The sequence below is a fragment of the Bacillus cereus group sp. BfR-BA-01492 genome (genome assembly GCF_022662815.1).
Lineage (GTDB): Bacteria > Bacillota > Bacilli > Bacillales > Bacillaceae_G > Bacillus_A > Bacillus_A cereus_BD.
Window position 1 is genome coordinate 361,048 of the sequence record NZ_JAKUEH010000002.1, and the last position, 24,992, is coordinate 386,039.

The following is a 24,992-nucleotide window of genomic DNA, read 5'->3' on the forward strand; positions in this document are numbered from 1 at the left end:
CCAATTCACATTTCATTATCTAAAAAATTTCATAAAAAAAAGGAGCATATCTTTGCTCCCTCTTCAGTCATTACACTCGAATATGAAGTTTCATATTTGGATTATAAAATTGACTCGGGCTCTTTAATTGAAAATACTCACCCGATTCATGCAAATCAACAATCAATTTATCATCCATAAATACAAGTTTTGTACGATCTGCAATAAATTTTAATTTATTTGACGCAACATCTACATCGCGTTCCTCTTTTTCAGATACAGCTACTAAATCAATAATTCCACTCATTACACAGCCGCACCCTTCATTATCATAAAATAACTTCATAAATTTCGTCTCGTTTGGAGTCGTACCCACAATTTTTTTATAAGCTGTATCTGTTACAGTTACGTACATATTTATCCGTCCTATCTTTATATATTTTAACATCCTTTTATTATTCTATTGGTAACTTCTTATAATCTCCTGTCCGACGTCTCAACGCTATACATTTTAAATCCGTTTATCTGACTATTTTAGGGCAGTGAGATGATTTATAAAAACCTTGCCTTTTTAAATTTATGCGTCTAACTTCATTCTCTCTTTTACTAAAAAGGCAAGGTTTTTATCCAATCCATTCTATGCTCAAATACAATTGAAAAATCAATTATTCCTGATTTGCAAAAATTCCTATTTCATAAAAATCTCGCTCTTGCAGAATAGGGGATACATGCACAATAGATTTTCCAGTTATATTTAACGGTACAGTTGTAATAATAAAGTCCACATCTATTCCTTCCATATCTCCTTGTAACACCCTTTTATTTTTCCCTTCTATAAACTCTAGTTGATCACTATACCGTTTATTAATACGGCTTTTCATATATTCTTCCCAGCTTTTCCCTTCTCCTGTAAGAAGTAACACTTTTTTTCTATTTTTATTAGGCAATTTTCCTATTGCTGCGATCCTCATAGTTACTTTTGCAACTTCTTCATCAGGAATATCTGTTAGTTTCAATTGTTTCCCCCATTTTATATACGCTTTTTTTACTAAATCAAACGTTTCTTTATAGTTTTTCTTTATATATTTACACGTATCTTTTTCTGGGGCTTTTATTCTAGGAAGGAATTTTAATATATGAAATGTATTTCTACAATACTCAATCATTCCATATACAAAATCTTCATGGCTAGCTAAATCCATTTGTAATTCTTGCTCCAAAGTATCAATAAACTCTCTTACATACACGTAAGCCTGTATTTCCCCTGCTTTATAAAGCATTAATTCTTCTTTTTTAGAATTTGTTTCATTTTCACTTACATAACTCAATAATTTAATGATGATAATTAACAACACTTGCTCTTCAATACGTAAAGGCCTGTTTCCATCTCTCTTTATAATGTGCTTCCCTTCAAATATCTTTTGGTAATATAAAGATTCAAGTGTAGTTTTAATAACCGATTCACTAAATTGTACTTTATATCCTTGATTCATTCGCTTAAAAAGAATTGCCATAATAAAGACTAATCTTCTTCGGTCGCTAGAATAAAATAGAATTCCTAGTTTCTCTTCAATATAGTCTACATAACTTAATAGCACTTCTTCTTTATATTCTGGAAAAGGCCATTCTTCTTCTATAAAAGCTTCTAAATAACGTTCAGAAAACATCAGTATAATTTGAAACTCATTCCCTATAATTTGTAATGGTTTCTTTTCTAAAAACAGGCCAAATTTCTTTATATACCTGGCAAGTCTTCTTAACACCGTATTCGTAGAAGAAATAGGCAGATATAAATTTTCTGATAAAGATGTAACTGTGCTTGACCTTTCTTCTAATAACTGCTGAAGAACTAAAAACGTTCGCGACTGTTTTAAAAGCTTCGAAATCACCTCAGAAATTGATTGATCTTGAGGTAAAGATAATTTTACACCTTTTCCTTTTTTAGAATGTATCATTGCACCTGTTGGTAATAAATCATTAATCACTACTATATCTTTTCGTATCGTTTTACTAGAACAATTTAACCGTTTTTCCAATTCTAAAAGCGTGAACCACTTTTTTTCTTTCACAAGAATATTTAACAAGTTGATTTTGCGCTTAATTTCTTTTTCCATCGTTATCACCTTCAGTTATATTCTAAAGGAATTTTAGATTTTTTCCAAACTAGCTACAAATACTTGATCAAACTATATACTCTAGCTACTCATTAGACATCTTCGCTCTGTTTATTTTTATTTCTTGAAATGCTCCTCAAATTTATCAGATTTTTTGTCTTTTAAAGAATGAATCATGTTCCTTTCTGTTACAGGAAAAGTTTTTTATATGAAAACATGGCACTTTATACTCACTTTTGTTGTCTCGCTCATTTTATAGACTGGTGGCAATCTCCTTGCCTATAATAGTTTTTAAGTTACTCCAGGGTCTGGCTTGATATATATTTTACTAATAAGGATGTGCATATTTAGTTATCGACACTGCTTATCATAATTTTCGTTATCGTTACATTTATCATCTATAAAACAAACTGACAAAACTGAATCATGAAATCAAGATGAAAATACAATTCTTTAAAAAGAAAACGGCCCTCTCATGCAGAGAGGTGCCGTTTTCTGTAATCGATTATTTTGCTTCGCTTATAACTCTTAACATACGATTTAAAAATGCTGCTGCTTCTGCACGACTTGCCGTTCCTTTTGGTAAGAATTGATTCTTGTCATTGCCTTTCACAACACCTAACACATATACACGTAGCAATGCATTTTTATCATAGGCTTCATCTTGGTCTATAAATGGAAGCTCTTTAAATACACCAACAATTCCTTTCATTTGCAAGGCACGGTCAATCATCATGACTACTTCTTCACGCGTAATCGTATCGTTTGGAGCAAATATACCATTGCCTCGTCCATGAATGATACCAGCTGCCGCTGCTCGGTTTATGCCATCTACTAATGATGGATGTGCCAATCCAAGATCTTTAAAGTTCGATGTTCCTTCTGGTAATTGTAAAGCTCGCGCAATTAATGTTGCAAATTCTGCACGTGTTACAAGACGATCTGGCCAATACGAACCTTTTCCGTCTCCCGCCATAATGCCTTTTTTCGCAAGCTCACGAATTTCGTGTTCATACCATTTTCCAGAGATATCATCTTTTTTCTCTTTTTGTGTATTATCTATAACTTCGGGCTCGTCTTTTTTCTCTTTTTGCGTATTATCTATAACTTCGGGCTCGTCTTTTTTCTCTTTTTGCATATTATCTATAAGTTCTAAATCTACATCTTGAGGATCTTGAAATCCTTTTGGTGTAATAATATATTGTTTATTTGTTTGCTTATCTTGAGGCACCTTTTCATTGTTATGATATACATGCAATCTGCTAGGCTCACTATGGAACACTTCGACTATATCTCCATAGTTAAACTTTACATTTTGTATTTTATTAACGAATTCTTTCGCTTCCACTTGTCCGATTGTCGATACGGTGAGCTTTTCTTGTTTCGTATCTTTATCATATACTTTGAAAGAATAGTATGTTTCTGGAAAACGGTAATGAATCGTCTTAGTTACATCTGTCGTAATAGCTTTCAGTTGTCGGTTAGCATGAGAAATACTGATAATTGCACTATTCCAATCACTCAATCCTTGAAAGACTATACTATCCCCATAAGTTACGTTCATAGGGACAATAACCGCATTCTTATTACCTTCTTTATCAGCAATTTCGACAGTTGCAGTTACAGATGCTGAGTCAAATTGCCTCATATCTATACTTTTATTTCCAGTCAAATAAACGTTAGGTGAAAGATTCGTGACAAGCTTTGTTACATCAATATCATCAATAGCTCCTAAATCAACTGTAGTTGGAACTGGTATTCCTCCCATTGGAACCTGGTACTTTGAGACTCTTTCTTCCACAACTGGCCGCAAATCTCTTCCCTTCCATATTTCTTTTTGCAGTTTCGGTAAAAGCTTCAGCTTATTTTTTGTTTCTTCTGATGGTATCAATCCCCATACTTCAAAGAAAGGAGTTAAATCACGATTGGCAACTTTAGATGCCATTGTCATAAACAATTGTTTTTTCTCTTCATCAGAACCATTTCCTAATTGTTCTACAGACAATAAGCGATACATTTGATGCAATTTAGGATAGAAGTGCTCACCAAATGCTAAATCTAACTGCCAAAACATCGCTAGCTTCACAAAAAGACTATCAATTTCATCATAGTTTTTTTCTGATTGTGGTTTTGCTAAATACGCAAATACATCATCATATCTATTTTCCTCTTCTAAGCGAGAAGGATTACCAAATGCTCTCTGAACTGCCATACTATAAATATTTACAGTAACCTCAGTTAAACCAGACCATTTCCATGTTTGTTGCCTTTGATGCCCTGCTTCATGCCACGGTCCCCATCCATCTTTTTCAAAGGCTTCTAAATCTAAGACATATTTCATAGCACCGGAAACATATCCAGTTCGATAGTTTGTTGCATACATCCAACCATCGTGTTTATTAAAGTCTTCAACAAAATGAACATAGTGTGTATCAGCCTGTGCTACACCTGTATACTCCTCTGATACTCCAGATATTTTATCTTGAATTCGAATCGCTTCATCATGCTTACGCAATAACGGTGAAGGATCTTTTCCTCCTAAATATTTTTTAGCAGCTTTATATGTCACTGTGAATAAAGTTCTTTCTCCTTTTAATTCCACAGCATAAGCATCAGGAAACTTCTCTAACATTTCGTCCCAATCTTCTTTCGTATGTTTTCCTAATTCAAAGTATGGGATACGTACTCCACCTTTTAATACCGTTACTTTTACCTCTCCTGTAGGATTAGGATTTGCAAGATATAAAGGCCCACCTCTAAAAGAGCTAATCACATTTTTTCCGGGCTTTAAATCCCGTTTGACAGACTCACCATAATAAGAATGCGTACCTAAATAAGCTTCAATATTTTGATTCCCTTCAACATGTATGACTATTTCTTCACCTGGTTTCGCACATAAACCTGTTGGCTCAAATGGGCTGAATGCAAAGGCACGCTTATGCATATTTGCAAGTTGATCGACATTTCCCTTTCCTTTCAAAAGAAAAGTTCGCTCTTCTAATGTTGTTTCTATATTTTCTACCGACTCTGCCGCAACTTTCGTTACCTCAAAGTTTCCGCTGACAAATGGAGCCCATAAAACGTTGATTGCAATCAATGTTTTACAAGTCATCGCGACATAATTTTTTTTATTTTTCTTCATTCTTACTACCACTCCTCTTTATCTTGTTGATTCCATACAAAAAGCCGTTTCTTTAAGAGAAGCTTATCATTGTAACATCTTCTCTAAAAAGAACAGGCTAAACTTTATAAGTAAAAGGTGTATTGTTATTACCAATAGAATCACGGTGTATGAGTGTAAAACTAGCAAACTCATTTTACACTCATACACCATCACGTCTAAAAAGATTCTTCTTTTTAGACGTGATGAGTTTGGATTGGTAGTTTCTAAATAAGAGATTTCCATCGGCAACAACATATATTTAAATGCTCTTTATTATTTTCTTATATAGGTACTGTTTACACAATGCGAATAAGTTCCTTTAACAAAAGGAAAATATAATGACTAGCTATGAATAGAAAAGGAAATCTATACTTCTTTTCTTCTTTTTGTTTTATGTAGAATGACGTCAAAAAGAATTTAACCACTCTTATATATAGATTCTCCCTTTCTTTTGCAAAAAAGCGAGCCTTTATACCATTTTTTCTTTTGTCTCCTACAACTTTCCTATTCATGCGTGTCGTTAAAAAAGCAGATTGAAAGGTTCAATCTGCTTTTTTAATACTATTAAACTATTTATATGATAAATTTAAATTGTGTTTTTCTGTCCAATATTTTTGATTGCTAGTATCAAACGAAAACTCAATCCATCCATTTGGATCTTCACGATAAATATTTACAATCGCTCCAGTAGACAATCTACCCACTTTATTTTGTTCTGGAGTAATATTTTCACTTCTAATTTTACCATTGAACGGAAATGGTATTTGATAATACTGTGCTGATGATTTTACCGTAGCTTTTGTCCCAGCTGGAAAGGACTTATATGGAATTGTTGCTGGTAACGCATCAATATTTAATGTATTTGGATTTTTTGAAAGTCTTTTTGCATACATATAATCTTCTACCTTGAAAGGCTTAATACGCTCCATAATATTTGCAATTTTAGGAGCCCATCCTTTATCTGTTGCATACTTAACATTCATACCCGTTAACGTTGGACCATTATAATACATTCCTGTTTTTTCTAAGTAACGCGCACGTACATAATTTGCATTATAAGCAATACTTTCTCCATAACTTTGTAAATATTTCGCATTTCCAAATGGATCCCAATCATATGCACGTAATCCAAATAAGTTGTGTTTCCGATATGCAATTTCAGATTTTCCATAACCTGATTCTAAAATAGCATGTGCAGCTAAATATAATGCATTCACACCATAGTTATTTTGCGCCTCAATAAAGTCTTGTCCATGTCCTACTAATGGGCTATCAGGATGGTATTTTGCAATAAAGTTATCAATTTCTTTACCAGTAATATTGGAAGCTAATGTTAAATCTAACTCTACATATGATTTAGCAGTAATATTGTGTTTCGTATTTTCTTCTAGCTTTTTATCCATTACACGTAACATACGATTTAAAAATGCCGCTGCTTCTGCACGACTTGCTGTTCCTTTTGGTAAGAATTGATTTTGATCATTCCCTTTAACAATTCCTAATCCATATACACGTTGCAGCGCTTTTTTATCATAAGCTGTATCTTGGTCTATAAATGGAGCTTCTTTTAATGCTCCGACAATTCCTTTACTTTGCAAGGCACGATCTACCATAATGACTACTTCTTCACGCGTAATCGTATCGTTTGGGACAAATATACCATTGCCTCGTCCATGAATGATACCAGCTGCCGCTGCTCGATTTATGCCATCTACTAATGATGGATGTGCTAAACTAAGATCCTTAAAATTCGATTTCCCCTCTGGTAATTGTAAGGAACGTGTAATTAAAGCTGCAAATTCTGCACGTGTCACAAGACGCTCTGGCCAATATGACCCCTTTCCGTCTCCCGCCATAATGCCTTTTTTCGCTAGTTCACGAATTTCTTTTTCATACCATTTTCCAGAGATATCGTCTTTTTTTATTTGTTGAACTTCGTCTTTTGGCAAAATTACAGCAGGCTTATTTTGATTATAATAACTTCTCGCGCCATTTAAAAAGGCTGGCCATGTACCACGTGCAATTATTTTTGCTGGACAATTTTTTCTACTCCAATGTTGATGTTTCTTTACATTGTCTAGCGGAATATTTAATTCGTGCATTAAGTAAGCTGTCAATTTGCGAGCATTTTCTACTGCTTTCTCATAGTTTCCATCTCTGTTTACAGCAATTTCAATTCCAATTGATTGTCTATTTCCAGTCCCGTTTGTTCCATCACCTGCATGCCATCCATTTTCATTTAAAGGTAAATGTTGGTAAATCTCTTTATCATCTACTGTAAAATGCCATGATGCACTACGGTTTGTACTTCCTATCGCTTGATTCATCAAATATTCAGCATGATTTTTTGCGTCCGCACCGTTTCTTTCATTAGCAGTTTCGTGGATTGTAATATAACGAGGGTCCATTGCATAACCTGGGCGAATGTCGGGATTTCCTTTTGGAACAATCCATTCCGTAAACTTGACACCATATATATGACTCATATTCAAATTGGATGGCGCGTATTGAATAGAAGCATCTCCTTTATGATTGACTGTAGATTGAATAAGAGAGGCCTTTGTTCCTTCAAATTTCGCAGATGACGAATGAATCCACTTTATCCCATTAGATGTTTGAATTTGAAACCATTCTCCAGCTTGTGTAATCGCCTCAACGGATTGAGGTTGTAAAACATCATTCTCTTTGAATGCATGAAATGGTGCTGAATATACAGATGTTACTTCTGTAATTTGTAATTTTTTTGTATCTTTTGGTAAAGAATATACTTCTCGTTCTTCAAGAACATTCTCTTTATTTTGTACCCACCCTTTTATAGAATCCGTTTCAATATAATACCAGTTTTCTTTTTTCTTAGTTGCTTTTACTACTTGTTGAGATACTTGATGTATAATTGGAGTATTTAAATCATAAGAAGAATATATAGGAATTTCTTTCGGAATATATACAAGAAAATCGCCTTTTATTTCACCATTTGCTTCTATTTTTTCACCTTTTCCATCTTCATCTTTCATATGTTCCTCTATACTTTTCAGCGCCTGTATATCATAAGATGTTACTTCACCTAATTGCTTTACAGGGGAAACTGAAGCTGCAAATGCAGGTGTTGCGGTCATTCCTCCCTGAAGTACTACTATCATCGCTAAAACATTAAAAATCTTCTTTTTTATCATTGTTGTTACACGAAATATCCTATTTATTTCGTGTTTCATTCCTCCTTCTCTTAAATCACACATTATTTATTTATAAAACAAGCAAATATATAGTCGTATATACTTCTTATAAAATGAAACTTTCATCAGAGAAGAATTTTCTTTATCTCCCTCTGATTAATGGCTCTACTTCCACCTATACTCTTGAGATGGGAGTCTTACTGTCCGAAAAACTATCTTTACACTATACTGCCATTTTCTTAGAAGAGTCTTCATTTAAAATTCCTATAACTTTACATACTAAACTATCATTGATATCGTAGTAAATTTCTACTCCTTTTCTTCTTCCATATATTAATTGATGCATTCTTAATTTTGTTAAATGTTGTGATAGTGTCGATTGTGCCATATTAAGCTCTTTATAAATTTGCTTTCCATTTTTTGAATCACCCTTCATTAATAGATTCAATATTCTTAAACGATCCGGATGTGCCATAATTTTCAACTTATCTGCAAAATCCTCTAACTTATCTGCAAAACCTCTGTATTGTTCTAGATTTTTCATTATAACTATCATCCTTTCATCTTAATATACGATTAAAAAGTTCAAACAGGTTAAAATTACCTATAGATGTAAAATGAAATATATCATACGAAGTAGCTTTAGTCTTTATTAAAGCTGCTAAGTATCAGTACAAGTAATATACTACAATTAATTATTTTACTTTCATATAATAAAAACTCCTTTTTACAAAGGGAATTTTATTATATTGCATTTATAAAAAGGCAACAAAAAGAATCTCCATTCAAAATTCACATAATTCTCACAAATGACACGATAAATTCTTCACAATTCAATCTATAATAAATGTATAAGTAATACTCCCTAATTGACTTAGCTTGTCTAGTTATACCCCCGTTCTGAATATACGAAAAAAGAACTTGTAGCTCGCTACAAGTTCTTTTTTGTGCATGTCATTTAAAAGATGATTTCTTTACTATATTGTTTGCCTATTAATAAGTCATACTGAATTAATTTATATTGTTCTAACATTTCCTTTTGTTTACTTGTTAATGTTTTAATATTTGTTCCATTTTGATTCACTTTTAATTCGTCCTTTAAAACTGGTATTTCTTCATATAACTTAGATAAAAATTGATAAAACGGTGGTTTCTTCAGCTCCGTATAATCAAACACAAGATTAGAAAAATAAACCGGACTAACTCGTCCTAAATTGTCATTTGGTAAGTTAAAGTTGGCATATAGTAATAACGGTGTTTCAGCCATTGCTAGCCGTTCCTTAACGGATGTTTCATTCTCAATATACCCAGCCTCTTTATAAAGGGATTTATTGGTTCCTAATGATGGGAGATGATCTCCAAAGAAGACTAATATAGTTGGTTTGCCCAACTTATCTAGTTCTTCTATTAAATATTGCAATGCTTCATCAGAACGTCGTATTCCTTCCGTATAGGTCTCTAATTCCGCTTTAGACGCATCCTCTGTTAAACCATGTATTTCCGTTCTATTTTCTCCAAATCTTCCTGGAGTAAATGGAAAATGATTTTGCATCGTTACAGCATGAATAAATGTAGGTTGTGTCCTACGCTTTAATTCCTCTATTATCTCTTTGCTCATGGATATGTCACTAATATAATCTCCGTCAATGTCTGTATATTTCATCGTATCTTCTGCATAAAATGTATCAAATCCTAACACATGATATACTGTATCTCGTTTAAAGAAATTCCGACCATAACTATGAATTGCCGTTGCATAATAACCCTCTTTCTTCAAACTACTTACAATAGACGGAATTTCATTTTGATTTGTAATGGCTTGTTGGTACGGTATCGATCCAGGCTTCAAAAAGCTCATCGAATAACTTGTCAATGCTTCAAATTCCGTATTCGCTGTATTTCCTCCAAATGTAGGAGAAATTGTTTGTCCTCCTGGAAAGCTCTCTATATAATGATGTAAATGAGGGATTGGATCTTCACTAAATGATAAATTCATCAATTTCGTTGGATCCCAAAAAGCCTCACTCATAATATATATAACATTCGGCTTCTCCTTATTGTTTTGTTCCCCCATATTCTCTCCATACTTTTTCTTTAGATCATTCGCAATTTGAACCATTTTCTCTTTGGAATACCCTTTTGGCTCTTCCATAACTGTTGTATCTAAATTACTTATAAAACCTAGCACAAAACCATTATTTGCATAATTTTCATTTTGATTCCACAAAATAAATTCTACGCCCCACTTTTGAAACAGTTTGCTCATAAATGTATCAGTATAATTACTGTACACATACAAAATAAAAATAGAAGCAACGATTCCAAAAAGCCTCATGCTAACATGTACTTTGACAGGTTCCATATGTTTTCGAATATATAAAAGCAATAGAATACTTAATACAATACAGATAACTCCTAGCAACACATATTTCCATTCTAAAGGTTCTAATACCATTGGAATGACGGACTTTAAATGGACAATTTGCGTAAAGTCAGCAGGATAAAGAGGTTCACCTCTAAACAAGATTTTCAAGTAATTTACAATCGCAAACGTAATTAACGAACAACTTGTCAAAACAGTGCTCAAAAATAGGTTTCCAAGCAGGTGGTATACAAGAAGATATAGGGCATAAACAACCATTACACTCAATACAAAATGTCCAACATGCCAATATATCCAACTAAATACATACAGTATATCAAAATTGCTTTGTATGGCTAAAAAAGCCAAACAAATTGTATGCGCTACCAAAAAGAGGTATCCATACAGTTGAATCATTTGCATGATTCCATTTCGTTCTTTATTTCTTGTACGTATGACATATAATAGCCCAATCCATAGACTAATCGTCACCATGGTGAAAGGAATTTTTTCATTCAAAAATTCCTTTCCTTTATCGAATTCAAAAAATTTTAAAGTCATAAATAGGAATGTTACCAATAATAATGCCCACATTCCGCTATGAATAATAGAAATCAATGTATTCGTATGCTTTCTCGGTTGCTGAAGTGAAAACTCATACTTCAATGTTCTCCCTCTTTTCTTACAATTGATTTCACCCCGCATCAGTAAGAACCATTCTCTTCATAATAAAATGTATTATATTTCAGGCTATGAGCCCGTACACTTTCTTCTATTATACACATGAAGTCTTCCTCATACCCCAAAATTATCATTAGAATTTTTCATTTCACCGTTTTGTTTGCACAAATAAGTAAAGTATTTCATTTTATCCCACTATTTTAAGGCCGTAGCAGCTCGATTGATGAGGACTCATAATGGATGTAAGATAAATTCCTCCACAAGTTTTACTTTATAGGATATTATTGTAAACTCCCCACTGATGTAATTTTTACTTTATGATATAATGCAATTATGTTTTGGATAGGCTTAATGAGATTAGGACTTTATCACGAAATAAATAAATAAAGAAAGAAACAAAAAAGGAGATGCTTATTTTTGTTAGCCAAATTTAAAAGTTTGCCTAAAGCGGTATATGTAATTTTAACGCTTTCTTTCCTTCTGCATATTTTTTGTTTAGTAAAACAACCAGGACTTGATGGAGAGTTAGTAAAAGTCACATATGGCGCGAATGATGCATTTAACTATTCGTTAACAGCCGAACAGTTATTAAAACACGGTGTATTTGGTTATGTGTATTTAGAACCAAGCGAGGTACCTGGAAAAAATGCATATATCACACCTGGTCAACCGTTATTATTAGCGGGCGCAAGGATTATTTCTGATGTCACACACCTTCCTTACTACTACGTAGCAACTGTTATCAATATGTTACTTAATCTTGGTACAGTGCTCTTAGTATTTTTAATCGGAAAAGAATTATTTGAAAAAAATATTTATGGAATTGTTGCAAGTATTTTATACGCAATTTATCCAAGTAACTATACATACTTCCGTACATTATTAACAGAAGTTCCTTCCATATTCTTTTTATGTTTAAGTATATATATATTTATTCTTGCTTGGAAGTACAATAAAACAAAATTCCATATTTGGTTTGGAATCGTTGTATCTATGTTACTCATGATTCGTCCAAACCCAGCTCCAATGTTACTTATTCCGGTTCTTGTTGTCTTGTTCACATATGGAATCAAAGATTCCATTCGAATTGGACTACTGTGGTTTATTGGACCATTCTTTATTATTGGTGCCTGGGTATTTCGCAACTATTTGGCATTCCATAAATTTATTTTGTTTTCAACACAAAGCGCTGATCCATTGATTGCAGGTGCTGATCCATTCAATAAAATCGGCTATGAAAATGTTGTAAATGAAATGAAAGCAAAAGGACTCACTGATAAGGGTGAATATGCGAAAGAACTCATTAAAAATGGATTTAAGACGGATTTCACATATTGGTTCTCTTGGTTTACTGTCGGAAAAACAATCGAGTTATTTAAAACAGCCCCTGCTGTAGACCAATATCGCATCCATCATTTTATCCAACTTTGTCATAGAGTCTTTATTATCGGTACATTCTTAAGCAGTTTCTGCTTCATGCTGAACTCATTTAAACATAAGCGCGTTATGATGTTAGTAGCAAGCTCTATTATTTACATCATCTTCTCAAATTTATTCCTAGCAATTAATCGCTATGGATTTTTCATTAACCCGCTTATGTGTTTAATTCTTGCATATGGACTTATTTATATTGCAACAAAGCTTCCGTTTTTCAAAGTAAAACGCGCTTAATTCAAAAGGTTGTCCCAATAAAAAGGACAACCTTTTGAATTAAATTATATACCTATATCTTTTCAAATTCACTTTTATGCGCTGTCCCCATAACAAACAGAAGTTATCCGCAAGAATAGATAACCTCTCTCTTATCAACCTATACTTTGAACGCGACCAATTTGTCCATCTTGTAAACGCACTTTAATACCATACGGATGCGTTTCCGTATAAGTTAAAATATCTTTCACAGTACCACTGACACGTGTACGACGGTCCTTATCCAATATAATTTCCACATGAGTTCCAATCGAAATTTGTGATCTTGTCGGTTTTCCTCCCCGTACCTGTGTAGACTGCTGTTGTTGCTCTTCTTGTTTACGCTTTTCCTCTTCTATACGCTGTTGCTCTTCTTGTTTGCGCTTTTCTTCTATAACTTTTGTATCTCCTTCTATCTTCTTCTCATCTAGCTGCTCCTTTTCTTGTGCTTCCTTCTTTTCAGAACCATGGACACTCTGGCATGCAGTTAAAATAATTACAATGAAACTCATAAATAATAGTAAAAATAATTTCTTTTCCATTAAAATCCTCCTATATATAAATAACGAAATTATTTAGAATAACAAATATACAGATACAGATTTGTCGTTTTTTGCCGAAAAACCCTAACATTTCATTCTACGCTCTATATACATTCGCCCCTCTCACTTTTTCATCACGGAACGAACGAAAAATTCTTCCTATATCTACTCACATCTAGGCACTTACCTACATATCATGACAGTAGAGTGATTTCTAGGAGGTGTTTTTTATTGAAAAAATTGTTAGCGGTTTTCTGTATACTTGTCCTTACTGTTATAACGTTTGTCGCTTGCAGCAAAACGGAACATACAAAGCAACAAACGCAAAAAATTAGACTTGGCGAAGTAACACATTCTCTTTTTTATGCACCGTTATATGTCGGTATAGAAAAAGGTTTTTTTAAAGAGGAAGGACTAGATATTGATTTACAAACAACAGCAGGTGGCGATAAAACGATGACCGCCTTATTATCTGGCGGAATTGATATTGCACTTGTCGGGTCTGAAACATCCATTTACGTTCACCAGCAAGGAGCTAAAGATCCGATTATTAACTTTGCTCAGCTTACACAAACCGATGGGACTTTTTTAGTATCACGTAAAAAGTTAGATTCTTTTAATTGGAATGATGTAAAAAATGTCACTTTCCTAGGGCAACGTAAAGGCGGTATGCCACAAATGGTCGGGGAATATGTTTTGAAGAAGAACGGCATCGATCCGCATAAAGACACGAATCTTATTCAAAATATTGAATTTGCAAATATCGCAAATGCTTTTGCATCTGGTACAGGAGAATTTGTTCAACTTTTTGAACCAACAGCAAGCATTTTTGAAAAAGAAGGAAAAGGATATATCGTCGCTTCTTTTGGAGCAGAATCAAGAACTGTTCCTTATACAACATTTATGGCAAAGAAAAGCTTTTTGGAGAAAGATAAAGCCGCAGCTGCAAAGTTTACACGCGCCTTATATAAAGCACAGCAATGGGTTGACACACACACACCAGAAGAAATAGCCGATGTTGTTACTCCTCTTTTTCAAGATACTTCAAAAGATATTACTGTAAAAGTCATTGAGCGCTATAAAAAACAACATTCTTATGCAACGAATCCTTTATTAGATGAGAAAGAATGGGCACAGCTACAAGCAATCATGAAAGAAGCTGGCGAATTACAAAAAGAAGTTCCACATCAAGCGCTTGTGAATACAAATATTGCTGAGAGCGTTATTAAGAAATAGAGGCGAATTCAATGAGTTTCTTACAAATATCTAATGTTTCTCACTGTTTTTTTGCAAAAGATCATGCAAGGCTTGTTCTGGAATGTATGAACTTACACGTAAAAGAAGGAGAATTTATTTCGATTCTTGGACCAAGTGGTTGTGGAAAGACAACTCTTCTATCCATTATTGCTGGCCTTTTAAAGCCAACTGAAGGCCTCGTCTTTTTAGAAGGAGAACCTGTGACAAAATCAACAGCTTCCATGGGTTACATGCTCCAGCAAGATTATTTATTCCCATGGAAAACGATCGAAGAAAATATTATGCTCGGTTTGCATATTACAAACACATATAAAGAGGAGACAAAAAAGCATACATTGCAACTTTTAAAGCAAGTTGGATTAGATGGAGTCGAAAAACAGTCCCCAAGCGAGCTATCAGGCGGCATGCGCCAACGTGCTGCGCTCGTTCGAACTCTCGCAACAAATCCGAAAATTCTTTTGCTAGATGAACCATTTTCCGCACTTGATTATCAAACGAAATTAAAACTAGAAGAACTTGTTTTTTCTTTGCTTCAAACGTACAAGAAGACATCCCTTCTCGTTACACATGATATTGAAGAAGCTATTGCGATGAGCGATAAAATTTATTTACTTCAAGCAAAGCCTGGCAAAGTTGCAAGGACCTTTCATATCCCAAAAAGCATTCGTTCTTTATCACCACTCGAAGCAAGACATCACCCCGATTTCCCAGCCCTTTTTCAAGATATATGGAAGGAGCTGGAACGTCTTGGATAATATAAAACAACTACATGAACAATTTCGAAAAAAAGAACGAAAACGCACATGGATTACTCACATTTTACAACTATGTATTTTAACCCTTTTCTTTGTCTTATGGGAAATTGCTAGTAACCAAGATTGGATTGATCCTTTACTATTCAGTTCTCCTTCAAACATTTGGGAGTTATTTCTAAATAAATGGATTGATGGCTCTCTCTGGGTCCACATCTGGACGACACTTCTTGAAACAGGCGTTGGTTTTATTCTCGGCACTGTACTCGGCACCATTATCGCGACGATTCTTTGGTGGATTCCTCTTGTAGCCCGTGTCCTTGATCCATACCTTGTTGTCCTAAATGCAATGCCCAAAGTAGCACTTGGTCCAATTATTATCGTTATTTTTGGTCCAAATATTACATCTTCTATTGCGATGGGAGTTATTATTTCCATCATTATTACTATTCTTGTTATTTATAGTGCATTTCAAGAAGTCGATGCAAATTATATAAAAGTGATGCATACATTTGGTGCAAATAAATGGCAAACATATCAACAAGTTATTTTACCTGCTTCTTTCCCAACTATTATTTCAACATTAAAAGTAAACGTTGGATTATCATGGGTTGGAGTTATTTTTGGAGAACTTCTCGTTTCAAAACAAGGGCTAGGATATTTAATTAGCTATGGGTTTCAAGTCTTTAACTTTACACTCATACTGCTTAGCGTATTATTAACATGCGTTCTTGCTACCCTAATGTATGTTTTTGTAGAAGGCTTCGAAAAATTAATAATTAGAAAACGCAAAAGAAGCTGATCCCAAACTATACGATGGGATCAGCTTCTTTCTACACGTATCATTTATTTTGAATCGCATACTTTTGTATCCTTCACAACCGTATTTCCCTCAACTGTAACCGTATGAAAACAATCTTTCACACGCACTTTTACAATGTTATCTTGTCGATCTATCATACGATACTCACTAAAGTGTTTATTTAATGCCGTACGAATTTGTTCACCTTCAAAAATCGGAATACTATGAGACATTACCCAAATGAGACCAGCAATTGCAAGAACCGTTTTCATCCGCTCTACTCCCTCCTTGAGAATATATATTATCTCTATAGTATGTATATTTAAAATGTGTCAATTTTGTGTCATTTTTATATTTATTCGACTGTAAACCTTTTATTCCTTTTGCTCCATAAAAAAAGCAACCACTATTTTGGTTGCTTGGATCACTTACGATTCTTTTACTTGCTTCGAAATTTCATATAGTCCAGATAATACTTCTGCTCTCATTTTCACAAGTTCAGGGAATTGATAGAAGAATGCAATTTTTTGATACTTCAGTTCTGTTCCTTCTTTCACCTTCTTCGAATCTTGTAAAATGAATGCTGTAAATGTATCTGCTATATCTTCAGCGACATTCGTCGTTCCGTATTCTGAAACAAATTGATTATGCTTCTCTTCAAAAAATGTAATTCGCGCTTCTTCATTTGTCTCAATCTGCTTCTCTTTCCATTCTCGCTCAATCGGTTTCCAAAACAAATCATAAAATGTATGAATATACGAACCTCTCTTCGCACATCCTTCTTGTAAGAAAAGAGTTTTGCATTTGTTTTGATAGGATGAAATATCTTTCTCTTCTTCAAATGCCTTTATATACTTTTCATTAACTGAGACTTGTGTATCATTAAGTGTCAATACATGAGCTGTCTCATGTATTAATGTTTTCATTACTTCGTCTATATTGACGCCTGAATCAAGTGTATCTAAACTTAGCACCCAATCTTTTGGATTTTCCATACTAGGAGCAACGTGAGCAACAATCCCTTCATAGCCATCTGTCACAATATCAAACTCTACAATGTTCTTTCGATATTTAGAAGGAATTAATGTACGATATATCTCCCACAGCGTTTTATGATAATCGCTATCTTCATGTTGTTCCATAATCTCATTCTTTGCTTCCTGATCATCAGCAAATACTTTATTGAAACGCTTTTTATCTAGTTTTTCAAAGTATGGATCGATAATTTCCTCTTCATCTATGTAATAAGATGCTAAAAAGAAATAGTTTTCATCATCACCTTGCTTCTTTTCAGTTCCCCTCATACTCTCTAACTGTACATCTGTCTTTTCTATTTCTTTCGTTTCCTCTACATGATCTGTTGGCTCTTCTAATTGAGATAGACTTTCCATATTTTTGTATACTTTCTCAACCATCCGATCTCCAATTCTCGTACATTCTTCTTCTGTATTACATATTTCTTTCGTTTCGGCAACCTCTACTTCTTTACTGCATCCCGCTATCAGTAGACCTATTGCCATAATAAAACAGACAAACTTACTATAAAACTTCCCCATAAAAACCTCCATCATTCGATTCTACAAAAATATCATACGTATTCTTTCTAAAATATACGATACTTATTTTTAAAGGAAGAGGGATTTATTTTGGGGAGAATTTGAGCAATCACGTATGATTGATAATATATGAGAAGTACTTTCATTTGGAAAATCTAAGGCAACTACATTTTAAATTGATAAAGAAAACCATCCAAAATGCTTATAAGTGAAGGGGCACATTCAAAAACTCCCTTTTTCTTCATTCATATACTGTAAACTGCGGTTTAGTCGGATGGTCTATCACGAAAGCATTATCCGGAAATTTTGATACTTTTCGATACAATGCAAGATCGCCAATACAACCAGCTGTTAATAAAACACCTAGCAATGAGATGACTGGAAAATTCATGGCTACACCAACTACAATTGGCAAAATTCCTGTTGGTAAGAGTGGAAGCATTAATACTTTTTTCATATGCTTTACGAAAATTGGCTTTCTAGAATGAGCATAAGCGACACCTAATTTAAAGTTGACACCCCATTTTAATTCACTCCACGCAACACCACCAATATAATGAAATCCTATTAAATGCAACGCTTCATGAATGCAAACAAGAGCAACCATAGCGATAATGAGCATAAATATACTAGGTAATGTAATTACAATTTTAGATGTTTCAAAAAGAAATATATGCAAAAAAGCAACCCCCATCATCATTACAACTATAAAGACGATTGCATAAATATTTAATTTAAACATTGAAATAGAGACCGTAGTTTCTTTTCTATGCTCCATTTTCTCCCCTCCTAAAAGTAAAAATATCTTTACAAAATCGCATTCTAAAATTCAGTAAGTGTAAATATACATTTAATGAATTTTTTTCAAACTTATGTTACATATAGAAGAACTCGGCCACTTTACTTTATAAAACAGCCGAGTTCTTCTATATGTTTCATCGTACGCGCTAATACATCATCGCGCATAATAAAACTAAATTTTCTATCATGTTTAATGTTATCAGGAATTTCTTTTAATAAAACAGACCCTTTTGTTTCTTCATAATGCGTATGTTCTTCCACCGCACTAATGGTTGCGAAATAAATATTTTTAATAATAATTTTGTCTTTTCCTGACACTTTGTATTGCCCTAAGTAAGTTAAATCAGAAACAATACCGCCGGTTTCTTCATGAACTTCCCTAACTGCCGCTTCTTCCGGTGTCTCTCCCATTTCTACTTTTCCACCTGGAAATTCAAGACCACGGCGCAAATGATGCGTTAATAACCATTGATCCCTGTACCGGCATACAACCCAAACATGCTTTGGCTCAGGAGAAAATGGATAACGTTCAAACGATAATTGTACAGTGTTGTGGTAATAATCTTTAAATGTGTACATGCCATTACTCCCCTATTGATGGTTACAAGTTTTTCCTACCACAAATTGTAGCATATTCTCGCTTTCCTGCATAATGTTATCCAACTATAATCCATTGATTATTCCCATTTGTGCGACTAATTCTTTCGTTTCATGACTCCCTAAGTCATAAATCATCTTATATGCCTTTTGCAGTTCTGCATCATATCGATCATTATTCGAGTCGTGATGATACTCAACGAACGGGACATGGGAACGTACAAATGATCCAAGGTCTTCACGATACGCTTGATCAAAGTATTCTCGGAGCTGGATAATTTCCTCATCCGTTGCTCGAATTTCAAAGCTATATGTATCCGCTGTTTTCACTTGTGAAATTTGCCCATTTCCAACTGATATATAGTATGTTTTTCTATTCTCCATATAGCGCCCTTCTTTCTCTCTTTTTATTTTCTATTGTTTTCAACAATTACAAAATTATGTAAAATAACTATTTGTTTCATAATAAAATAAGGAAAAGAAGGGATATGAGGAACGTCATATCCGAAAAAAAGAAGCTGCCTTTCACAGGCAGCTTCCTTTCATTTTAACCAAATACTTTCTCAAGATCATCTTTATCTTGACTTAACCAGAAATTCATCAAGCGTTTTGCTCCTTCTAAATCATGAAGCTTCGCTTGCCCACATTGCGTTTCATTGGCAGCTGGGATTTCTGTTATTTGAACTGCATCTTTTAATGTTAGTTCTAATAAATCAATGATTTCACGAACTGTCGGTGTACCACTTACAACAAGATAATATCCTGTTTGGCAACCCATTGGTGAAATGTCGATAATATCAAAATGTGGATAACGATCGATATATTTACGTAAGTTAAACGCCAATAGATGTTCTAACGTATGAATCACATTTGGTTTCATCGCTTGTTTATTTGGTTGGCAAAAACGGATATCAAACTTATTTACAATACCGTCGCTACCTACTTTATGAACACCACAATGTCTCACATAAGGAGCCTTTACAATCGTATGATCTAATTCAAAGCTTTCTACTGATGGCATAAATCATCTCTCCCGCTTTCATTTTTAATTCCGTTATATCCAATATGATATAATGGAAATTCAAATTAGTAAAGTATTAAGTATGGTCCGTGCTATAATACTAGAAGAATATGCTGAAAAGGAGACCGTTATGAAACAGATTTTTATTGGGATTATACGTTTTTATCAAAAATTCATCTCGCCGATGACACCACCTACATGCCGTTTTTATCCGACTTGCTCTCATTATGGACTAGAGGCATTTCAAACACACGGTGCTCTCAAAGGTTTTTGGCTCACACTAAAGCGTATATTAAAATGTCACCCTTTTCATCCAGGAGGATTCGATCCCGTCCCAGACAAAAAGGATGACAAATGAAATTTTTAAGCTTCGTAGCCATTCACAACTAAATCTAATTTCCCCGTATCAGGATGAATAACAAGACCATGGACAGGTACTTCTGTTGGAAGTAACGGATGATTACGAAGAACTGATACGCTATGTTCTACACTTTCTTCTACACTTAAGAAACCTTGTAAGAATTTTTCTAAATCAATTCCAGAATAACGAAGTGTATCCAATCTCTCTTCTGATACACCGCGCTCTTTCATTTTTTCAATTGTACTGCTTGCTTGAATTTTTGCCATACCACAATCATGGTGACCAATAACGCATACTTCGTCAGCACCAAGTTCATATACAGCAACTAAAATACTACGCATAATACTACCAAATGGATGAGAAATAACAGCCCCTGCCACTTTAATAATTTTCACATCACCATTACGCATATTCATTGCTTTTGGTAATAACTCAACAAGACGAGTATCCATGCAAGAGATAATGACCATTTTTTTATTTGGAAACTTCCCTGCTTCATACTCCTCATATTTTTTCTCTTCTACGAATTTTTCATTGTATCTCAAAATCTCTTCTAATGACTTCATAGTAAAAAGCCCCTCTTTTCTCTCATTTAAACTACATATTTAGTTTACCAAAATCTAAAAAACACAAAAAGAATATCTCTTCATATTAAAAATAAGATTTTTTCAGATAATCGACATAATTCTTTCAAAATATACACACACCTTTGTAACAACTCTCCCCTATTTTTCTCATGTTTTCACTATAAACTAAATGTAGATAATGTTTAAAAAGGAGTGAAATCTTATTATGTCCGACGTTTTGTTACTGAGTCGTTTTCAATTTGCAATTACAGTCTTTTATCATTTCTTATTTGTACCATTGACAATCGGACTTGTTATTTTAGTAGCGTGTATGGAAACCCAATATGCACGTACATTAAATCCAACATATCGTAAAATGGCAAATTTCTGGGGTAAGCTATTTACGATAAATTTCGTAATGGGGATTATAACTGGGATTACAATGGAGTTCCAGTTTGGAACAAACTGGTCTGAGTATTCTAAGTATATGGGAGACATATTTGGATCACCACTTGCAATTGAAGCACTTGTTGCTTTCTTCTTAGAATCTACTTTTATGGGAATTTGGTTATTTGGTAAAGATAAAATATCACCAAAATTCCGTGCTTTTTGTATGTGGATGGTTGCACTTGGAACAAATATTTCCGCGCTTTGGATTATCACAGCAAATGGTTTCATGCAAAATCCTGTTGGTTATGTAGTACGCAATGGTCGTGCTGAATTAGATAATTTCTGGGCTCTCGTTACAAACCCATATGCATGGCATATGTTTTTCCATACAGTTGTTGGTTGTTATATCGTTGGTTCTTTCTTTGTTATGGCAATTAGCGCATATCATTTATTACGTAAAAACGATGTAGACTTCTTTAAAAAATCATTTAAATTTGGGCTTATTTTAGGTTTGTTTGCAGCAACTGCAACACCTTTCATTGGCCATCAATCCGGTGCTTATGCAGCAAAAATGCAACCTGCAAAAGGTGCGGCAATGGAAGCTGTTTGGGAAACTGGAAAAGGACAAGGATTCTCTATCGTTCAAATTCCTGATGTAGAAAATGAAAAGAACTTTGAATTATTCACAATCCCGAAACTTGGAAGCTTCTTCTATACAAATTCATTTGATGGGGAAATTGTTGGCCTGAAAGATATTCCAAAAGAAGATCGTCCAAACGTAAACCTTGTTTACTATAGCTTCCGCTTAATGGTTGCACTTGGCGTATTCTTCATGGCATTAACTTGGTTTGGTTTCTATTTAAATCGAAAAGGAAAATTAGAAAACTCAAAACGATTCTTAAAGATTACAATGTGGTCTGTCTTACTTCCATATGTTGCAATTAATGCTGGATGGATTGTTGCCGAAGCAGGCCGTCAACCGTGGACAGTATATAAATTAATGCGGACAGCCGAAGCTGTTTCCCCAATTTCTGTACCACAAATTTGGTTCTCACTTCTTAGCTTAGTTTTATTCTATACATTACTTTTAATTGCCGATGTATACTTGATGTTGAAATTTGCTAAGAAAGGACCAGCTGCGTTAGAAGAACCTGTTACTAAGGGAGGTGCAGCTCATGTCTCATGATATGCTTGCAGTGATTTGGTTCGGTTTATGGGGCGTGATTTGGACTGTTTACTTTATTCTCGATGGCTATGCACTTGGAAACGGCATGATCTTCCCTTTCGTTACAAAAGATCGAAAAGAACGCAACCAAATGCAAGAAGCAATCGGCCCTTTCTGGGGTGGCAATGAAGTTTGGTTAATTACAGCCGGGGGAGCAACTTTTGCTGCCTTTCCAATCACTTATGCAAATATGTTTAGCTATTTATATACACCATTATTTTTAGTATTACTTGCTCTTTTCGCTCGTGCAGCAGGGCTTGAATTTATGCATAAAGATGATTCACCAGTTTGGCAAAGCGCTTGTAAATGGGCTTTTACCATCGGTAGCTTCCTTATCACGTTCTTATTTGGTGTTACATTCGCTAACTTATACTACGGATTACAAATTGGTAAGGATGGTTATGAAGGAACGTTATTTAGTTTACTAAATCATTACGGTATTTTAGGCGGTCTCTTCTTCACGGCAATCTTCGTCGTATCTGGATCGCTTTGGGTTATGATTAAAACGTCTGGCGAAGTATCAGATCGCGCTTATAAAATTGCAAAACCATTTTCAATGACAGCTGCAATTTTACTAGCAATCTTCTATGTAGCAACTGCAAATCGGACAAACTTGTTCCAAAACTTCACGGAATATCCCGTACTATTCATTGTCCCAGCTCTTGCTATGTTATTAAGCGTTGTAACAATTGCTATGGTATACAAACATAAAATTGGTTTTGCCTTTACAACGGTTTGCTTAACAATTGCAACGTTTATGGCAACTGGCTTTATCGGCATGTTCCCGCGCATGTTACCATCGCGCATTAATGACGCATACAGCACAACGCTATATAAAGCAGCTGGAAGTGAATTAAACTTAAAAATTATGTTCTTCGTCGCTTTAATCATGGTACCAATTGTTATTGGATACCAACTTTGGAGCTATAGTATCTTTAAAGAAAAAATCCATAAAGACTCTGCCAAAGGATATCACTAAAATATGAAAAAGACACTCTAAAAAGAGTGTCTTTTTCTGCCTACACGTATGATTTTCGATTAGAAGTTATGTGTTAAAACCTAACAACTATGACAAAGAAAATTACCAGCAGCTTTCATTATGATTATATCATACACAATCCTTATTAATTCTATGCAATTTTACATATTTAGATTAAAGAGGGAAAAAAAGAAAGAACGTATGATTAACCTTACTTCTATTTTTGACGAAGTCTATTCATATACCCAAACACTAGAAATCACACTTAAATATATCGGTATTAACAAAGAGGAAAAAGATACTATTTTAGATACATTTTACATATAAAAACTATAAATTCTATTGAATACTTTTAATACTATTTGTCTATCTATGTTAGATCAATTACTCTAGAAAATAAATCTTGTAAATCTAAATCATGAGTAACAACAATAATTGTTTTACCTTCATTATTAAGTTTCTTCAATAACTTAATTACCTGATCACGGTTTTCTTTATCAAGAGAACCAGTAGGTTCATCAGCCAAAATAATATCACATTTTTTCAATAAAATTCTAGCTATTGCAAGCCTTTGTTGCTCACCACCACTTAAAGTATAAACTTTAGATTTTAAAGAACAAGATAAATTCACTTGTTTCAGTGAATTTTCCATTAAATCTTTTTTTTCTTTCTTTGTTAATTTCTGAAATTTTAGTGCAACTTCCAAGTTTGAAGCAACTGTTTCATTGTCCATCAAAGCATAATTTTGAAATATATATCCTAACTTATTCCTAAAAAACATCTTCTTATTCCTATAGGCATTGTTGTCTCCTTGAATAATAACTTTTCCCTGATCAGGTTCATCTAATAACCCCATTATATTCAATAAAGTTGGAGTTAGTATAGTCATATGGACACAACTTAGTTAAGTCCTTACAATGGATTTCAAGGAGGAAGTGTCCGTATGGCAAACAAGAAATTTAATGCAGAATTTAAAAAGATG

At 33.9% G+C, this 24,992-nt stretch carries 22 protein-coding genes and 2 pseudogenes; 8 read left to right on the plus strand and 16 right to left on the minus strand.

The window, feature by feature from the left end:
• Positions 1 to 70: 70 nt before the first annotated feature.
• The 7 genes and pseudogenes from MR063_RS05030 to MR063_RS05055 form a co-directional block, all read right to left on the minus strand.
• On the minus strand, positions 71 to 394 hold the full coding sequence (locus MR063_RS05030) for an iron-sulfur cluster biosynthesis family protein (RefSeq protein ID WP_242194821.1): 324 nt from the start codon (positions 392 to 394) through the stop codon (positions 71 to 73).
• Between the two features lie 250 nt (positions 395 to 644).
• Positions 645 to 2,093, minus strand: a complete 1,449-nt coding sequence (locus MR063_RS05035; protein ID WP_242194839.1) for a BglG family transcription antiterminator — start codon at positions 2,091 to 2,093, stop codon at positions 645 to 647.
• Positions 2,094 to 2,598: 505 nt separating this feature from the next.
• A complete protein-coding gene (locus tag MR063_RS05040; RefSeq protein WP_242194842.1) occupies positions 2,599 to 5,235 on the minus strand; it encodes a M60 family metallopeptidase in 2,637 nt (878 codons plus the stop codon).
• Between the two features lie 590 nt (positions 5,236 to 5,825).
• Complete coding sequence (locus MR063_RS22055; RefSeq protein WP_396021818.1) at positions 5,826 to 7,208, minus strand: S-layer homology domain-containing protein; 1,383 nt, start codon at positions 7,206 to 7,208, stop codon at positions 5,826 to 5,828.
• A 90-nt stretch (positions 7,209 to 7,298) separates the two neighbouring features.
• A pseudogene (locus MR063_RS22060) lies at positions 7,299 to 8,492 on the minus strand (N-acetylmuramoyl-L-alanine amidase); the annotation flags it as partial.
• 160 nt (positions 8,493 to 8,652) lie between these two features.
• Positions 8,653 to 8,973 carry an ArsR/SmtB family transcription factor gene (locus MR063_RS05050; protein WP_242194857.1) on the minus strand — a complete coding sequence of 107 codons (321 nt, stop codon included), beginning with the start codon at positions 8,971 to 8,973 and terminating at the stop codon, positions 8,653 to 8,655.
• A 414-nt stretch (positions 8,974 to 9,387) separates the two neighbouring features.
• Positions 9,388 to 11,457, minus strand: a complete 2,070-nt coding sequence (locus MR063_RS05055) for an LTA synthase family protein (protein WP_242194859.1) — start codon at positions 11,455 to 11,457, stop codon at positions 9,388 to 9,390.
• Positions 11,458 to 11,889: 432 nt separating this feature from the next.
• Here MR063_RS05055 and MR063_RS05060 point away from each other — a divergent pair, with 432 nt between their 5' ends.
• Complete coding sequence (locus MR063_RS05060) at positions 11,890 to 13,143, plus strand: ArnT family glycosyltransferase (RefSeq protein WP_242194862.1); 1,254 nt, start codon at positions 11,890 to 11,892, stop codon at positions 13,141 to 13,143.
• 134 nt (positions 13,144 to 13,277) lie between these two features.
• Here MR063_RS05060 and MR063_RS05065 read toward each other — a convergent pair whose 3' ends face one another.
• Positions 13,278 to 13,703, minus strand: a complete 426-nt coding sequence (locus MR063_RS05065) for a YwbE family protein (protein WP_242194864.1) — start codon at positions 13,701 to 13,703, stop codon at positions 13,278 to 13,280.
• A 231-nt stretch (positions 13,704 to 13,934) separates the two neighbouring features.
• On the opposite strand from MR063_RS05065, the gene MR063_RS05070 reads away from it, so the two are divergent.
• Genes MR063_RS05070 through MR063_RS05080 form a run of 3 tightly spaced genes read left to right on the plus strand, consistent with a single transcriptional unit; the run spans position 13,935 to position 16,514 of the window.
• Positions 13,935 to 14,939, plus strand: a complete 1,005-nt coding sequence (locus MR063_RS05070; protein WP_242194866.1) for an ABC transporter substrate-binding protein — start codon at positions 13,935 to 13,937, stop codon at positions 14,937 to 14,939.
• A gap of 11 nt (positions 14,940 to 14,950) precedes the next feature.
• Positions 14,951 to 15,715 (plus strand): ABC transporter ATP-binding protein, encoded by a 765-nt coding sequence (locus MR063_RS05075; protein ID WP_242194868.1) that lies wholly within the window; start codon positions 14,951 to 14,953, stop codon positions 15,713 to 15,715.
• Positions 15,708 to 16,514: an ABC transporter permease gene (locus MR063_RS05080; RefSeq protein ID WP_242194869.1), complete on the plus strand. Its 807-nt coding sequence runs from the start codon at positions 15,708 to 15,710 to the stop codon at positions 16,512 to 16,514. Before MR063_RS05075 ends, MR063_RS05080 begins: the two co-directional genes overlap by 8 nt.
• 44 nt (positions 16,515 to 16,558) lie before the next feature.
• On the opposite strand, the gene MR063_RS05085 is transcribed toward MR063_RS05080, so the two are convergent.
• From MR063_RS05085 to luxS, 6 genes are all read right to left on the minus strand, one after another.
• Positions 16,559 to 16,786, minus strand: a complete 228-nt coding sequence (locus MR063_RS05085) for a hypothetical protein (RefSeq protein ID WP_242144235.1) — start codon at positions 16,784 to 16,786, stop codon at positions 16,559 to 16,561.
• Positions 16,787 to 16,942: 156 nt separating this feature from the next.
• On the minus strand, positions 16,943 to 18,070 hold the full coding sequence (locus tag MR063_RS05090; protein ID WP_242194871.1) for a recombinase family protein: 1,128 nt from the start codon (positions 18,068 to 18,070) through the stop codon (positions 16,943 to 16,945).
• 241 nt (positions 18,071 to 18,311) lie between these two features.
• Positions 18,312 to 18,848 (minus strand): DUF3267 domain-containing protein, encoded by a 537-nt coding sequence (locus tag MR063_RS05095; RefSeq protein WP_242194873.1) that lies wholly within the window; start codon positions 18,846 to 18,848, stop codon positions 18,312 to 18,314.
• 122 nt (positions 18,849 to 18,970) lie between these two features.
• Positions 18,971 to 19,450: an antimutator 8-oxo-(dGTP/GTP)ase gene (mutTA, locus tag MR063_RS05100; RefSeq protein WP_012095917.1), complete on the minus strand. Its 480-nt coding sequence runs from the start codon at positions 19,448 to 19,450 to the stop codon at positions 18,971 to 18,973.
• A gap of 84 nt (positions 19,451 to 19,534) precedes the next feature.
• The gene (locus tag MR063_RS05105; RefSeq protein ID WP_012095918.1) at positions 19,535 to 19,852 is read right to left on the minus strand and encodes an HAD family hydrolase; all 318 of its coding nucleotides are present in this window, start codon (positions 19,850 to 19,852) and stop codon (positions 19,535 to 19,537) included.
• A gap of 163 nt (positions 19,853 to 20,015) precedes the next feature.
• Positions 20,016 to 20,489, minus strand: coding sequence for an S-ribosylhomocysteine lyase LuxS (gene luxS, locus MR063_RS05110; protein WP_242194875.1), 474 nt, complete (start codon positions 20,487 to 20,489; stop codon positions 20,016 to 20,018).
• A gap of 130 nt (positions 20,490 to 20,619) precedes the next feature.
• Here luxS and yidD point away from each other — a divergent pair, with 130 nt between their 5' ends.
• Positions 20,620 to 20,847 carry a membrane protein insertion efficiency factor YidD gene (gene yidD / locus MR063_RS05115; protein WP_012095920.1) on the plus strand — a complete coding sequence of 76 codons (228 nt, stop codon included), beginning with the start codon at positions 20,620 to 20,622 and terminating at the stop codon, positions 20,845 to 20,847.
• Positions 20,848 to 20,852: 5 nt separating this feature from the next.
• Here yidD and MR063_RS05120 read toward each other — a convergent pair whose 3' ends face one another.
• Positions 20,853 to 21,416, minus strand: a complete 564-nt coding sequence (locus tag MR063_RS05120; RefSeq protein ID WP_242194877.1) for a beta-class carbonic anhydrase — start codon at positions 21,414 to 21,416, stop codon at positions 20,853 to 20,855.
• 226 nt (positions 21,417 to 21,642) lie between these two features.
• On the opposite strand from MR063_RS05120, the gene MR063_RS05125 reads away from it, so the two are divergent.
• From MR063_RS05125 to MR063_RS05135, 3 genes and pseudogenes are all read left to right on the plus strand, one after another.
• Positions 21,643 to 22,992: a cytochrome ubiquinol oxidase subunit I gene (locus tag MR063_RS05125; RefSeq protein WP_242144242.1), complete on the plus strand. Its 1,350-nt coding sequence runs from the start codon at positions 21,643 to 21,645 to the stop codon at positions 22,990 to 22,992.
• Positions 22,982 to 24,010, plus strand: a complete 1,029-nt coding sequence (gene cydB / locus MR063_RS05130; RefSeq protein WP_242194880.1) for a cytochrome d ubiquinol oxidase subunit II — start codon at positions 22,982 to 22,984, stop codon at positions 24,008 to 24,010. Before MR063_RS05125 ends, cydB begins: the two co-directional genes overlap by 11 nt.
• A 168-nt stretch (positions 24,011 to 24,178) precedes the next feature.
• Positions 24,179 to 24,337, plus strand: a pseudogene (locus MR063_RS05135) (integrase); the annotation flags it as partial.
• Positions 24,338 to 24,380: 43 nt separating this feature from the next.
• On the opposite strand, the gene MR063_RS05140 reads toward MR063_RS05135, so the two are convergent.
• Positions 24,381 to 24,899 (minus strand): ATP-binding cassette domain-containing protein, encoded by a 519-nt coding sequence (locus MR063_RS05140; protein ID WP_242194882.1) that lies wholly within the window; start codon positions 24,897 to 24,899, stop codon positions 24,381 to 24,383.
• Positions 24,900 to 24,992: the final 93 nt, after the last annotated feature.

Excerpts from the sequence above, each read along its gene's own strand:
- MR063_RS05040 (WP_242194842.1), bottom strand. The coding sequence starts at position 5,235 with ATGAAGAAAAATAAAAAAAATTATGTCGCGATGACTTGTAAAACATTG.
- MR063_RS05035 (WP_242194839.1), bottom strand. The coding sequence starts at position 2,093 with ATGGAAAAAGAAATTAAGCGCAAAATCAACTTGTTAAATATTCTTGTG.
- cydB (WP_242194880.1), top strand. The coding sequence starts at position 22,982 with ATGTCTCATGATATGCTTGCAGTGATTTGGTTCGGTTTATGGGGCGTG.
- MR063_RS05120 (WP_242194877.1), bottom strand. The coding sequence starts at position 21,416 with ATGAAGTCATTAGAAGAGATTTTGAGATACAATGAAAAATTCGTAGAA.
- yidD (WP_012095920.1), top strand. The coding sequence starts at position 20,620 with ATGAAACAGATTTTTATTGGGATTATACGTTTTTATCAAAAATTCATC.
- mutTA (WP_012095917.1), bottom strand. The coding sequence starts at position 19,450 with ATGTACACATTTAAAGATTATTACCACAACACTGTACAATTATCGTTT.
- MR063_RS05105 (WP_012095918.1), bottom strand. The coding sequence starts at position 19,852 with ATGGAGAATAGAAAAACATACTATATATCAGTTGGAAATGGGCAAATT.
- luxS (WP_242194875.1), bottom strand. The coding sequence starts at position 20,489 with ATGCCATCAGTAGAAAGCTTTGAATTAGATCATACGATTGTAAAGGCT.
- MR063_RS05085 (WP_242144235.1), bottom strand. The coding sequence starts at position 16,786 with ATGAAAACGGTTCTTGCAATTGCTGGTCTCATTTGGGTAATGTCTCAT.
- MR063_RS05030 (WP_242194821.1), bottom strand. The coding sequence starts at position 394 with ATGTACGTAACTGTAACAGATACAGCTTATAAAAAAATTGTGGGTACG.
- MR063_RS05050 (WP_242194857.1), bottom strand. The coding sequence starts at position 8,973 with ATGAAAAATCTAGAACAATACAGAGGTTTTGCAGATAAGTTAGAGGAT.
- MR063_RS05065 (WP_242194864.1), bottom strand. The coding sequence starts at position 13,703 with ATGGAAAAGAAATTATTTTTACTATTATTTATGAGTTTCATTGTAATT.
- MR063_RS05125 (WP_242144242.1), top strand. The coding sequence starts at position 21,643 with ATGTCCGACGTTTTGTTACTGAGTCGTTTTCAATTTGCAATTACAGTC.
- MR063_RS05095 (WP_242194873.1), bottom strand. The coding sequence starts at position 18,848 with ATGGAGCATAGAAAAGAAACTACGGTCTCTATTTCAATGTTTAAATTA.
- MR063_RS05090 (WP_242194871.1), bottom strand. The coding sequence starts at position 18,070 with ATGGGGAAGTTTTATAGTAAGTTTGTCTGTTTTATTATGGCAATAGGT.
- MR063_RS05140 (WP_242194882.1), bottom strand. The coding sequence starts at position 24,899 with ATGACTATACTAACTCCAACTTTATTGAATATAATGGGGTTATTAGAT.
- MR063_RS05075 (WP_242194868.1), top strand. The coding sequence starts at position 14,951 with ATGAGTTTCTTACAAATATCTAATGTTTCTCACTGTTTTTTTGCAAAA.